Origin of the sequence: Arthrobacter castelli DSM 16402 (assembly GCF_000430705.1) — a bacterium.
GTDB classification, from domain to species: Bacteria; Actinomycetota; Actinomycetes; order Actinomycetales; family Micrococcaceae; genus Arthrobacter_C; species Arthrobacter_C castelli.
This window is the reverse complement of record NZ_AUMN01000014.1, coordinates 64791-77969: the sequence shown is the minus strand read 5'-3', so window position 1 is coordinate 77969 and position 13179 is coordinate 64791. Positions and strand designations below refer to the sequence as shown.

At 65.7% G+C, this 13179-nt stretch carries 9 protein-coding genes; 8 read left to right on the top strand and 1 reads right to left on the bottom strand.

Features of this window, described 5'->3' with window-relative positions:
- Window positions 1–32: 32 nt before the first annotated feature.
- The 8 genes from H535_RS0115310 (at window position 33) to H535_RS0115270 (ending at window position 11125) form a co-directional block, all read left to right on the top strand.
- On the top strand, window positions 33–1004 hold the full coding sequence (locus H535_RS0115310; protein ID WP_026820240.1) for an AAA family ATPase: 972 nt from the start codon (window positions 33–35) through the stop codon (window positions 1002–1004).
- A 32-nt stretch (window positions 1005–1036) separates the two neighbouring features.
- Window positions 1037–2320 carry a DUF58 domain-containing protein gene (locus tag H535_RS0115305; RefSeq protein ID WP_081416727.1) on the top strand — a complete coding sequence of 428 codons (1284 nt, stop codon included), beginning with the start codon at window positions 1037–1039 and terminating at the stop codon, window positions 2318–2320.
- A complete protein-coding gene (locus H535_RS25860; protein WP_081416726.1) occupies window positions 2317–4776 on the top strand; it encodes a transglutaminase-like domain-containing protein in 2460 nt (819 codons plus the stop codon). The genes H535_RS0115305 and H535_RS25860 overlap by 4 nt, the downstream gene beginning before the upstream one ends.
- 103 nt (window positions 4777–4879) lie before the next feature.
- Entirely contained in the window at window positions 4880–6259 is a 1380-nt protein-coding gene (locus H535_RS0115290) for an RDD family protein (protein WP_026820238.1), read from the top strand.
- Complete coding sequence (locus H535_RS25855) at window positions 6256–7167, top strand: PP2C family protein-serine/threonine phosphatase (RefSeq protein WP_081416725.1); 912 nt, start codon at window positions 6256–6258, stop codon at window positions 7165–7167. The genes H535_RS0115290 and H535_RS25855 overlap by 4 nt, the downstream gene beginning before the upstream one ends.
- Window positions 7164–8705, top strand: coding sequence for an FHA domain-containing protein (locus tag H535_RS0115280; protein ID WP_026820237.1), 1542 nt, complete (start codon window positions 7164–7166; stop codon window positions 8703–8705). Before H535_RS25855 ends, H535_RS0115280 begins: the two co-directional genes overlap by 4 nt.
- Window positions 8702–10402: a serine/threonine-protein kinase gene (locus H535_RS0115275; RefSeq protein WP_026820236.1), complete on the top strand. Its 1701-nt coding sequence runs from the start codon at window positions 8702–8704 to the stop codon at window positions 10400–10402. Before H535_RS0115280 ends, H535_RS0115275 begins: the two co-directional genes overlap by 4 nt.
- Window positions 10403–10426: 24 nt before the next feature.
- Window positions 10427–11125 carry a hypothetical protein gene (locus tag H535_RS0115270; protein WP_026820235.1) on the top strand — a complete coding sequence of 233 codons (699 nt, stop codon included), beginning with the start codon at window positions 10427–10429 and terminating at the stop codon, window positions 11123–11125.
- 138 nt (window positions 11126–11263) lie between these two features.
- Here H535_RS0115270 and H535_RS25850 read toward each other — a convergent pair whose 3' ends face one another.
- A complete protein-coding gene (locus H535_RS25850; RefSeq protein ID WP_081416724.1) occupies window positions 11264–13156 on the bottom strand; it encodes an HNH endonuclease in 1893 nt (630 codons plus the stop codon).
- Window positions 13157–13179 lie beyond the last annotated feature (23 nt).

Genomic DNA, 13179 nt, shown 5'->3' with positions numbered 1-13179 from the left:
CGACTGACACTGACAGAAAGTAAGGAACGCAGATGGCGATGACCACGGAGCAGGCCGAATGGTTTGCGGAAACCTTTGACAAGCTGGTCCGCAACGTCGGCCACGCCGTCCTGGGCAAGACCGATGTGGTGAGCCTGACGCTGACCGCGATGCTCGCCGAGGGTCACGTGCTCTTCGAGGACGCCCCCGGCACCGGCAAGACCATGCTGGCCAGATCGCTGGCGGCCACGCTGCAGGGAACGGACTCCCGCATCCAGTTCACCCCGGACCTGCTGCCCTCCGATGTCACAGGCGTGACGATCTACGACCAGAAAACCCAGGAATTCGAGTTCCACAAGGGGCCGATCTTCGCCAATGTCGTGCTGGCCGACGAGATCAACCGGGCCTCGCCGAAGACCCAGTCGGCGCTGCTGGAGGTGATGGAGGAGTCCCGGGTCACCGTCGATGGCCAGACCTATGAGGCCGGCCGGCCGTTCATGGTGCTTGCCACCCAGAACCCCATCGAGCAGGCCGGCACCTACCGGCTGCCCGAAGCCCAGCTGGACCGGTTCCTGATCAAGACGTCAATCGGCTACCCGGACCACGCTTCGACGGTTGAACTCCTCGGCGGGGCGGCCACCCGGGACCGGTCCAAGACGCTCAGCCCGATCATCACCACCAGCGCGGTGACGGACATGGCGGACCTGGCCACCACCACCCATATCGACACCGCGGTACTGGAGTACATATCCCGGTTGACTGAGGAAACACGGAACGCCGCCGAGACCAGGCTGGGTGTCAGCGTGCGCGGTGCGCTGGCAATGGTCCGGACCGCCAAGGTATGGGCCGCGTCGCAGGGGCGCAACTATGTGCTGCCCGATGACGTCAAGGAGCTGGCACCGGCCGTGTGGCTGCACCGGTTCGTACTCGACCCGGAGGCGGAGTTCGCCGGGGCCAGCGCCGAAGCCGTCCTCAAGCGGGTGCTCAGCGATGTAGCCGCACCCCAGCAGCGGTCCTCCGTCTAACACCCACCCGCCGAACCAGATACAGGGACATCATGCCGAGCAACACCGCAGACAAGCGCCGCCTCCATCCGGCGTCCCTGTGGTCGGAGGCTGTCTCCGTCACGCGGATGGTTGCCGAACCGGCGACGTCCACAGTCCGCCGCTGGTCCGGTAGGTGGCTGGGCCCTGCCAGCACGTTCGTCAGTCCCATCGGCTGGCTGCTGCTGGCCGCCGTCGTACTCTTTTGGACTCTGGGCCTGGCCTTTGACTGGGTGGAAGCCGTCGTCGCCGCGCTGGTGGGGACCTTGATGTTGGTGCTGGCCATCCCGTTCATCGTCGGCAGGTCTATCTACGGCGTTGAGCTCGACCTCGCCCGCACCCGCGTGGCCGTCGGCGACCGGGCGGTGGGCAGCGTCGAAGTCACCAATATCGCCAAGCGTCCGATGCTGCCGGCCGCGCTGGAACTGCCGGTCGGGGCGGCGACGGCGATGTTCCATCTGCCGAGGATGAAGCCGGGACAGGTGCACGAGGATCTGTTCACCATTCCCACCGCCCGGCGCGCCGTCATCGTGGTGGGGCCGGTGCGCTCGGTGCGCGAGGACCCGCTGAACCTCTTGCGCCGGCAAATGGAATGGACCGAGCCCGAAGACCTGTTCGTGCATCCGGCCACCACGGCGCTGGTCGGCTCCGCGTCCGGGTTCATCCGCGACCTGGAAGGGCTGCCCACCCGGGAATTGTCCAACTCGGACGTGTCCTTCCACGCCCTGCGCGATTACGTGCCAGGTGACGATCGCCGCCACATCCATTGGAAGACCACGGCCCGCACCGGGCAGCTGATGGTGCGCCAGTTCGAAGAGACCCGCAGGGCGCATCTGGCCATTGCCGTGTCCATCAACACCGATGAGTACGACGCCGACGACGACCTGGAACTTGCCATTTCGGTCGGCGCCTCCATTGGACTGCAGGCCATCAGGGAGGAGCGCAATCTCAGTGTGCTCACCCAGTTCGGGCCGCTGCGCACCGAGACCGGCAAGAACATGCTCGACGACATGACCCGGCTGACCGGAACCCGGCTGCGGAAGAACGCCGTCGACCTGGCCCGGATCACCGCCGACGCCGTCCCCAACGCATCGGTTGCCTTCCTGGTGGTGGGCGCTGGAGTGTCGGCGACGCAGCTGCGCTCGGCAGCGGCCGCCATTCCCGCCGGCATCCGCTGCTTCGCCATCCGCTGCCACACCGGCGCGTCCGTGTCCCGTGCCTCAATCGGCGACCTGACCGTGCTCACCATCGGCCAGCTGTCCGAGCTGGGACTCGTGTTGCAGAGGGCCGCGGCATGAGCGTCGGCACGGAAGGACGCGGTGCCGCATCCGGCGACTCCCGCAGCACCGATTCCCGCGGTGACTCCCGCAGCGACTCCCGCGGGGCTGCCGGTCGCCCCCGCGGCGGGAAGGCACCGCAGCGCACGCCGTTGCAATACAGCATCGACGCGGTGGTGCTGCTGGTCCTGCTGGGCATCTGCGTCGCCGGCTTCGGCCCCAGCTTCGGCGGCGACCTGCGCTACCTGGTGGCCGGGTTCGGCGGAATTCTGCTCGGATTGGGCACCGCATGGTTCGGGGCACGGTACCGGCTCCAGCTGCTGGTCATGCTGGCGCTGACTCTCGTGGTGTACCTGCTGACCGGCAGTGCCCTGGCCACCCCGGTCCAGGCGTGGCTGGGAGTGTTTCCCACCTTCGATTCGCTGACCTCACTGCTGCTGGGCATCGTCTTTGCCTGGAAACAGCTGCTTACTATCGCCGCCCCGGTGGGCACGGACAACGGCATGCTGATTGTGCCGTTCCTCAGCTCGCTGGTCACCGCCGTCATTGCCTCCAGCCTGGCGTGGCGGACCCGGCATCCTGTCTGGGCGGTGATCCCGGTGGTCACCCTCTTTGTGCTGGGTATCGCTTTTGGCACCGACGACGCCGTCATGCCACTGCTGCGCGGCGTGCTGCTGACCGTGATCAGCGTGGTGTGGCTGTCCTACCGCTGGGACCAGGCACGCACCGACGACACCACTGCGGTGTCGGCGAACCAGCCGGACGCCGATGCGGCGGCGGCGCGGTCGGGACGGGTGCGGCGCCTCGGTGCCGGGGCAGCAGTGCTGGCGGTCGCCAGCACGGTGACTATCGCCGTCGTCCCCGTCTTCAGCAGCGGGGGAGAGCGGCAGGTGCTGCGCGACGTCGTCGTCCCTCCGCTGGAACTGTACGACTATCCCAGCCCGCTGATGAGCTTCCGTTACTATGTGCAGGACCAGGCCGAGGAGACGCTGTTCACCGTGAAGGGGCTGCCTGAAGGCGCCCGGATCCGGCTGGCGGCGATGAATGCGTATAACGGGGTTGTTTACAACGTCAATCCCGCCGGGGCAGGCAACTTTGCTCCGGTCGGCGATGCGAAGACGCTGGGCGGCGCGGACAGAGGACTGCAGAACGGCAAAGGCGCGGCCCAACTGCAGGTCACTATCAAGGATTACCGGGGCGTATGGGTGCCCTCCAGCGGCTCCATGAACGGGATAAACCTCACCGGCGACCGGCAGCGGGAAATCGGCCAGTCGCTGTTCTACAACAACGGTTCCGGCACGCTGCTGACCACCTCGGGAATCCGGCCCGGCAGCACCTACGGGCTGAGCGTGACCTACCCGGACCAATACACCGACGATCAGCTTGCGCAGTACGACTTTGCCAACCTGTCGCTGCCCAAACCCACCAACGTGCCGCCGATTGTCGGCGTCAAAGCCAATGAACTCGTCGGAGAGGCCACCACCCCGATCGAACAGGCCCGCAACATCGAAGCGGCGCTGAAAGAGCAAGGATTCTTCAGCAACGGCAAGGAGAACGAGACACCGAGCCTGTCCGGCCACGGCGCAGCGCGGATCACCGCCTTGCTGGACGCGGAGCAGATGGTCGGCGACGACGAACAATACGCCGTCGCGATGGCCCTGATGGCCCGGCATCTCGGGATGCCGGCCCGCGTGGTGATGGGTTTCTATCCGCCCGAAGACGAGGCCGGCGCCAAGACGATTGCCATCCAGGGCGAGGACGTGCACGCCTGGGTGGAGATCGCTTTTGAGCATGTGGGATGGGTGCCATTCAATCCGACGCCGGACGAGGACAACGTGCCGATCCCGCCGGAACCGCAGCCCAAGTCCACCCCGAAGCCGCAGGTGCTGCAGCCGCCACCGCCGCCGCAGGAGCCGGCCGAATTGCCGCCGGATTCCGCTCCCGACCCGCTGGACGCCCAGGAAGAGGAAAAGACCTTCTGGGACATCTGGGGGCCGCTGATCATCGCGATTGTCGCCGTCATTATTCCGGTATTGATCCTGCTGCTGCCGCTGCTGCTGATCGCACTGCTGAAACTTCGACGGCGGAAGCGGCGTGCCTGGCTCGGCTTACCCGCCCAGCGGGTGCACGGCGGATGGAGCGAAATCCTCTCGCTGGCCACCGACCTGGGAGCCACCATCAACCCCAAGTCCACGCGGCGGGAGACCGCCGCCAACTTGGGGGAGAGCTTCGAAGGCAGCCGGGCGTCGACGTCGGCGCTGGCCCATCATGCTGACGCGGCCATTTTCGGTGCGGGGGAGCCGACCGAGGAGCAGGTGTCCCGGTATTGGGACCACGTGCGCACCTCGCTGGATGACATGCATGGTTCGGTCGGTTTCTGGAAGCGGCAGCGGGCCAAGTATTCGCCGCGCTCGCTGTTCCACGACGCCCGGACCGCAATGGCACGCAGACGCTCCGGCGGAAGGAAATCACGATGACCACGATGACACTGTCGCGGTCCGACACGGCGATTTCTGGCATTATAGGCTGGTCCATGGATGCGTCCTGTCGTCCGGCCATTAACGAGGAAGTGAGGATCCGGTGCCAGCCACTCTGAACCTGGTCAACGCCTCTGTGGGGAAGCGGGCCGGCGCCAAGCTGCTCGACGCCGTGCCTGTGCTGGTGCTATCCGGCATTGGCATGCTGCTGGGCCTCGCGCAAGTCACGGGCACAGCCACCACGACCGGCGAAATGCTGGCGGAACTGACGTCGCTGGCGATCTTCAATTCCATCACGGCCCTGCTGTGCCTTGCCTATTGGGCGTGGCTGTGGGGCTGGGAAGCCACCCGCGGCAACAGCATTGGCAACGCCATCCTGGGTATCCGCACCACCAGCCTTGAAGGATTCCGGGCCGGATGGGGAGCCATATTCGTGCGGGGACTGATCATCTGGCTCGGCGCGCTGGTGGTGCTGGTGGGGGCCGTTATTGTGTTGATCTCGAACCTGTGGGACCGGAACGCACGCAGGCAGGGCTGGCACGACATGGCCGCTAAGACATATGTATTCGACATACGGGCCGGCAGGAACCCGATGGTGACCGGAGGCGTTCCCGGGCCGGAAGCCTTCGCGCCCACACCGCTTCCATCATCAGTGCAGAGCGCGGTATCGGCGATGGACGGTGGACGTGGCTCCGTTGGGCTGGAACGCCCTTCGGCCACCGAAAACGCGCCGCAGACGGCGCCAAAAGATCCCCACGAACAAACCACTGGGCCGGGCCCCGACGCCCCACGGACCACCGACCCGATGGACGGCCCGGTCATTTCATCCGTCCCTGGCTCCGCGACGGAAGCCGGCAACTCCAGCGACTCTGATGCGGCTCGAGATGGCGGGGCCAGGACATCCGGCGAAGCGGTTGCTGCCCGCCGGGATCCTGTCGCCCACCCGGATCCTGTCGCCGGTCAGGTGCCTGCCGCCGACCCGGATCCTGTCGCCGGTCAGGTGCCTGCCGCCGACCCGGAGCGCGTCGCCGGCCAGGTGCCTGCCGCCGAATCAGCGCCTACCGCCCACCGGGAGCCTGTTCCCGACCCGGCGTCCGCTGCCCACCCTGATGACGACGTCGAAGCCACTCGCATTACCCGCCGCGCCGCCAAGCCGCAGGTGCGCGTGGTGCTCGACGACGGCCGCGAGCTCGAGCTGCGTTCAGCGGCACTCGTCGGCCGGAACCCTGCCGGACGTCCTTCCGAGGCCGTTGACCAATTAATTGACGTTCCGGATCTGGGACGTTCAGTCTCCAAGACCCACCTTCACCTGCGGGTCGAAGCAGCAGCCATATGGGTGACCGATAGAAACTCGACGAACGGTAGTGCCATTTCAACTCCCGACGGAACCAGGACAGCGCTGCCCCCCGGCCAAGCCGTCCGTGCTGATGCAGGGTCGACGGTACACTTCGGTGACCGCAGCTTCCTGGTGGGCACCGCATGAACCAGCCCCAGCAACCAGAGCAGCAACCAGAGCAGCAACCAGAGCAGCCGCACGCGAACCCTGCCATTCGGCTCCACTACGGCTATGCCTCCGACCGCGGACTGCGCCGTGAGCTGAATGAGGATTCGCTGGTGGCCTCGGATCCGGTGTTCGCCATTGCCGATGGTATGGGCGGCCATGAAGCAGGCGAAGTGGCCAGCAGTGTCTGCGTCAGCACGCTGGGCAACCACCCGCTGCTGTCATCGAAACCGGCCAGGGTCTCCGCTGCGGATTTGCAGGAGGTGTTGTCCGAGGCCGACTCGGCTATCCGCAGGATCACGGATTCACGGGCAGGCACCACGGTCAGCGGAGTCGTGATGGTCGAGGAAATGGGCAACCCGTATTGGCTGGTGTTCAACGTCGGGGATTCCCGCACCTACCGCTTGAGCGAAGGTGCGCTGGAACAAATCAGTGTGGACCACTCCCAAGTACAGGAAATGGTGGATTCGGGCCAGATCACCCCCGCCGAGGCCTTTATCCATCCACTGCGCAACGTAGTGACACAGGCTCTGGGGACGGGCCCGGCGGCTGAAGCGGATTTCTGGATGCTGCCGATCGATGAAGGTGATCGCATGCTGCTGTGTTCAGATGGCCTCAGCGGGGAAGTCGACGAGGGACAGATCGTTGAAATTCTCACGGCGTTCGACAGCCCGCAGGATGCCACCGACGCCTTAATCCAGGCAGCGTTGCGCACCGGCGGCCGGGACAACATTTCCGTCATCGTCATCGACGCCTCAAACGAGCGTGAGAAGAAGCTGGCTACGGACCCGGGAACTGACACTGAAGAGGTCGAAGTAACGACCATTCCGAAACCGGTCGTTGCCGCGGCAGGGGAGTCCGAGGCGCCAGCTGCGGAGGAGGGGCAATGAGGATAACCTACGCGCCGGGCGAATGGTCCGTCATCGTCCGCTCTGGAACGTTGGTCGTGCTGCCACCGGATGCCGGACAAACCACTATTTCCGGCATCTGGGACGCACTGGCCGGAGCTCACAATCTGGAAACTGCATGGCGCGCAGTGACCACGGCGTTCGACGGCGACGTCACTGGAATGCCTCCGTTCGCCATCGCCTCGCTGCAGGGCCGGCTGCATGTGATGGTCAGAGGGCAAATCACCATCCGGAGCCGCAACGTCCACGGCGAAACCGAGGTCTCCGGATCCCACGTCACCACCTGGAACGAGCAAGTTCTGGCCGATCAGGATTCGCTGGATATTGGCTTTGACGAGGTTACGCCCGGGGAACCGCAACTTCCGCTGGAGGCCGGGGTGGTGCGCGCCGCCGGGCTGGCTATTTCGCTCGCCGATTCCGGACAGCGCGCCGATGGCACCGGCCGTGTGGGAAAGGCTGAGCCGGCCGAGGTGTCGGATGCCGGAGCTGGCCAGCCGGCCCAGCCGCAGCCGGCCGAGCCGCAGCCGACGGTGGTACCGGATAACGGCATCGATCAGCCGTCGTGGCGGGCCGGCAGCGACCAAACAATGAGTCCGACCGATCTGGATGCATTCGAAGAAGACGACGAAGGCCACGATAACGGCGCGGAGCCGGAGACAGGCGAACTAACCGCCGTCAACGAACCTGTTCCGGCCGATGAGGCTCCCGAGCCCAGCGAACCGGGTGCTCCGACTGCGGATGAGCCTGCCGGCAGCGCCCAACGGTCGTCCGGGACAGCGGAGAGCCAGCAACCGGGTATCGACAGCCCGGCCGGCACCGCGCCGGGACTGATTGAGTCCGTTCCGTGGATGAAGCGGGGGCCGGTCAGCCCTCCGACAGCCTCCGGAACCGCCGAACCGGAGCACGCTTCCGAGGCACAGGTTTTCGATGATGAAATCGACCACGATGGCCAGACGGTGATGCGTAGCGAGCTGGATACTCCTCCGGCACCCGCGGCGTCGACAGATAACGCGGACGGATCCGGTGGCTCCGATGGCGCCGAGGCCCAGGGGCCGTCCACCGCGCCTATTGTGCTGGCCCGGATATGCCCGTCCGGTCACGCGAATCCTCCCACTAACGCCAGCTGCAGCTCTTGCGGCAGCCCTATCGATTCCGACCCCCGGCAGACCCGCCGGCCCAGCCTGGGCAGCATGCGTATGTCCAATGGTGACGTGGTTGAACTGGACCGCTCGGTGATTGTGGGTCGGCAGCCGTCCATGTCCCGGGTGCAGGGTAATGTCATGCCCCGAATGGTCCAAGTCCGTAGCGAGGAATCCGATATTTCCCGCTCACATGTTGAAGTGCAGCTCGAAGGCTGGCACGTCATGCTCCGCGATCTGAACTCCACCAACGGGACGTTCCTGATTCGGGAAGGACAACCGCCGAGGCGTCTGGCACAGGGGGAACAGGCCATGCTCCTCAATGGCGACATTGCCGAACTCGGTGACGATGTCCGGCTGCGTTTCGAGGGTCTCAAGTGAGCTCCAAACGTCCGCCGGCGCCACCACCGGACATACCGGGGTTCAGGAATCTCAGCCTGCTCGGCTCCGGCGGATTCTCCGATGTGTACCTGTATGAGCAGGACCATCCGCGGCGCAAGGTCGCCATTAAGGTGCTGCTGGCAGATCTGAAGACCGCAGGAGCGCGCCGCCGTTTCGAGACCGAAGCAAACCTCATGGCGCAGCTCTCGTCACACCCATACATCGTGACCATCTTCGAAGCACAGATCACCGATGACGGGCACTCCTACCTGGCGATGGAATACTGTCCCAGGCCCAGCCTCGACGTGCGCTATCGGCGCGGCAAACTGGGGGTCGACGAAGCTCTGGCTGTAGGCATTCAGGTTGCGTCCGCCGTCGAAACCGCCCACCGGGCCGGCATCGCCCACCGCGATATTAAACCCGCCAATATCCTGGTCACCGCCTACAGCCGGCCGGCCCTGACTGACTTCGGAATCTCCGGAACGACCGAAGGCGGCGAGCCCGAAGACGACGCCGGGATGTCAATCCCATGGTCGCCGCCCGAAGCGTTCCATGGCAGCAATGCCGACGGCGTCAAGGGAGACATATGGGCCCTCGGGGCCACCATCTACACCCTGTTGGCCGGACGCTCACCATTTGTTGTGCCCGGGGGCAACAACTCGCGACGGGAAATTATGTCCCGCATCGGCTCCGCACCATTGCCCAGACTGGGGCGGGTGGACGTTCCGGATACCTTGGAGTTGGCGCTGGCAACGGCGATGTCGAAGTCTCCCGATGCGCGCTACTCCTCGGCGCACTCGTTCGCCTTGACCCTGCAGCGGATCCAGACCGACCTGAACATGTCGGTCACCCCCTTCGAAGTCCTCGACGACAGCGATCATTTGGGCTCTGCAGACGACGACGAGGGGGAGGCGACCCGCGTACGCCAGGTAGTCTCCATTGACCCGGAATCGACCACCTTCTCCCCAACGCGCCCGGGATCCCGGAACGCAGGTCCCAATCCACCTGACGCTGCCGGCGTCTCAGGGACCCCTCCGGCGGACTCGGGTCCCCGCCCTCCGGCGGAGCAGGCACCGGCAGGCCGAGGTGTTCTGACCGGGTGGGGGACTGATACTGGATTCGACCCGGAGCGTGACGAGTCAACCATCCTGCGCGGACAGCGACCGCCGGACAGCGGGAAGCCGGTTGCGCAATCCAGCGCGGCATCGGAGGCCACTGCCGCCCGGAAACCCGTGTCGGCGCAGGCCGACGGTACCGGCGAGGAAGCCGTCAGCCATTCGAAGCGGAACATGTGGCTGCTGATCTGTGCAGCCGTCGTCGTCGTGGCAGCAGTTGTCACATCCGTTGTGTTGAGCAGCACCGGCGACCCAGTGGCAGATCCTGAACCAACCGCCATGGCCAGCAAACCGGCCAATGCCGTGGAAGGTTTCGGGGCCGTGCCAGCACCGGTGGACCTCTCGGCCAAGCAGGCTGACGACTCGGTGACGTTTACGTGGAAAAATCCGGATCCGCAGCAGGGCGATGTGTTTATGTGGCGAAAGGCGACAGTCCAGGGATCGGGCGAGTACAAGGCAGTGAAGAAACCGAAAGTTACGGTAGAGGCGAAGCAGGGAGCTCAGACCTGCATTGAGGTTGTTATCAGGCGGGAGACCGGAAAATACTCGGTGGAACCGGCGACAGCCTGCGCTTCACAGTGACCTACCAGGACGGAAAGGAAACATATGGGGGACCTGACGGTCGAGTTCTGCGGAGAGTGGTACGAGCCTGCCGAAGACGAACTGTTCAACGTCGGACGCGAGGGCGATCTCGAAATCGACGACAACCCTTACCTCCACCGCAGGTTCCTGCAGATCGCACGATATGACGGCATCTGGTGGCTCTCAAACGTCGGCAGCATGATCTCCGCGACGGTCGCCGACGCCTCCGGGGGCATGCAGGCCTGGCTGGCGCCCGGCGCGAGGATCCCCCTGGTTTTTGGCTGTACGAACATCATCTTCACCGCCGGTCCGACCACGTACGAATTCGCAGCCCACTTGAACGCGCCAGCCTTCCGGCAAGGTGTTACCAACGACAACGGTGGTGGCGAGACGACGATCGGACCGGTGGTGTTCACCCCATCGCAAAAGGCGCTGATCGTTGCACTCGCTGAACCGATGCTGCGCCGCGAAGGCACCGGCTTCAGCGCTATTCCGTCCTCTGCCGATGCGGCAAGGCGTCTCGGTTGGGGAAGGACGCGCTTCAATCGGAAACTGGATAACGTTTGCGAGAAACTCGACCGTGTCGGTGTCGCGGGTCTGCGGGGCGGCGAGGGCAAACTTGCCAGCAACCGGCGGGCACGCCTCGTGGAACACGCTGTGACCTCGCATTTAGTCACCCCCGACGACCTGCCCCTGCTTGATGATGCGGCCGAAGCGCCCTGACACTTTGAGGCACGGCCATCGCCGGAACCTTCGAACCTGAGGCCAATTGAACCGGGGGGACGCCGTTGAACCTGAGAGGCCAATCGAACCTCTGATGAGCCGCGTTGAAATCAGCGGCGCTCGGCCGTCGATCCGGGTTTATCCGGTGTCGGCGAGGTCGATGCTGGTTTGGTGGTGGCCTCGGTGGGGTGTGCGGTTGAAGTAGTGGTTGCGGATCGGTTTGCGGTCCGGGTCCACGTAGGCCGGCGGGGTGAACCAGGGGATCCCGTGGCGGACGGTGATCACCCAGTTTTCCTTGTGGATCAGGTGGTGGTGGTAGCTGCATAGCAGACACCCGTTGTCGGTGGATGTTTCCCCGTCGTCGCAGGCGTATCGAATGTGGTGAGCCTCTGACCACGGGGCGGGCATGGTGCAGTAGGGGAAGGAGCATCCGCCGTCTCGGGCGACGAGGGCCCGGCGCAGGTTCGGTGGGAAGATCCTTCGGCCGGTGCCGAGGTCGAGGATTTGGCCGTTGCCGGCCAGCACGGCCGGGATGATCTCGGCGTCGCAGGCCAATTGGCGGATATTGGCCGCGTGGACCGGCCCGGAAAACACGTACGACCCGGTCCCGCCGGTGGCCCCGGCGCCGGCATCCGGACCGTAGCGTCCGGTGCTGAAGACTGTGCCCGTCCCGGCCCCGTCACCGCAGGTACCGCCTTTTGCTTCGGTGAGTTGGGTGAGGAGTTCCTGGTAGTCGATGACGGCCATGATTTGGGGGCGGTGTCCGCCGGTGTCGGGTAGTCCGCCGGTGGCCAGGGCGGCGTCGCAGGCGGCGACGAGCCCGTCGAGGCGTTTCTGCGCCACCGCCCGATTGTCGATCGCCGCCGCCGGCACCGGAGCACCACCGGCGGCACCACCATCACCAGCGTCGGCATCCGAGCCAGTGCTGGTGTGGGCCGAGTTTGCCGAACCGGTGGCGGACGCACCGGTGCTGGCTGATTGGTTGCTTCCGGTGCCACCGCTGGCAGCGGACTCGCCTGCGCCGGTGCTTCCCGTGCCGCTGGCAGTGATGTTGCCAGTACCGGTTTCAGCGCTGCCGCCGCTGGTGCTCCCCGTGCCGTTAGTGGCGATGGCTTCGCTTGCACCTGTGCCGTTGCCACCGCTGGTGGTCGCGTTACCGGTGTCGGGGTGGCAGCCGCGGGCGCGGGGGTTGGCGGCAGCGTTCATGGTGGTGATCAGGTGTTCGTATTGGTCGTCGGTGGCCAGGATCTCCATCCGGTGCAACCCGGAGCGTTTACCGCGTAGGAATACTCCTTGCCGGTGGCGTAGTTCGGCCTCGGAGGGTTCGGGCCCGTCCTGGTCGATATGGTTCAACCACCTCGCCGCGGCCACCGTCACGAACTGCGGATCCCGCTCGGCGGCGACCTGGGTCAGTGATTGTTCCATCGCCTCAACCGTCTCCGGGCCAGCCCCGGTAGCCTTGGCCTTACCCAACGCGGTGGTCGCCGCCGTTGCCGCGGCGGCGGGGACGTGCCCGTCGGCCATCGCCACCGCCAACTGCTCATGAGCCGGCGGCACGGGCTGACCTGCCAACCCGGCCGAGGGCAGCAGCCCGGCCGCCAATTTGAGCCGTTTGGCTGCTTCGGGCCGGTTCACCCGCACCACGTCACGCAAATAATCGGCAGTATTGCGGTACTCGCCCTGCCGCTTGCCTTCCGGCGTCACCCAACAATCAGCCGTACCCGATGTTTCGGCCTCATCGCGGACCTGCTCCAACCGGCCCGCGGCCACCACCTGCAAATGCTCCACCGTCCGCGAGAGCTCCTCAACCGTCGCGGCGAACCGCGCCGCCGCCTCCGCCGTGACCACACCGGATTGGCCCGACACCGCCCGGCGAGAGAAGTCCCGCAACGCGGCCGTGACCTCAACGACCAAATCAGACTCAGAGCCGGCCGGCACGCCGCCGGCAGCGACAGCGCCCACAGGCACGCCGCCGCCCGACGCCGGGGCCTTCGGCGTCGAAACCACTGCTGCAACTGGCCTGTGTTCCATACCACCAACACTAGAACCGATCA

What these genes read in the sequence shown, in the direction of transcription:
- H535_RS0115310 (WP_026820240.1), top strand. Translation starts at nt 33, where the DNA reads ATGGCGATGACCACGGAGCAGGCCGAATGGTTTGCGGAAACCTTTGAC.
- H535_RS25850 (WP_081416724.1), bottom strand. Translation starts at nt 13,156, where the DNA reads ATGGAACACAGGCCAGTTGCAGCAGTGGTTTCGACGCCGAAGGCCCCG.
- H535_RS25855 (WP_081416725.1), top strand. Translation starts at nt 6,256, where the DNA reads ATGAACCAGCCCCAGCAACCAGAGCAGCAACCAGAGCAGCAACCAGAG.
- H535_RS0115305 (WP_081416727.1), top strand. Translation starts at nt 1,037, where the DNA reads ATGCCGAGCAACACCGCAGACAAGCGCCGCCTCCATCCGGCGTCCCTG.
- H535_RS0115270 (WP_026820235.1), top strand. Translation starts at nt 10,427, where the DNA reads ATGGGGGACCTGACGGTCGAGTTCTGCGGAGAGTGGTACGAGCCTGCC.
- H535_RS0115280 (WP_026820237.1), top strand. Translation starts at nt 7,164, where the DNA reads ATGAGGATAACCTACGCGCCGGGCGAATGGTCCGTCATCGTCCGCTCT.
- H535_RS25860 (WP_081416726.1), top strand. Translation starts at nt 2,317, where the DNA reads ATGAGCGTCGGCACGGAAGGACGCGGTGCCGCATCCGGCGACTCCCGC.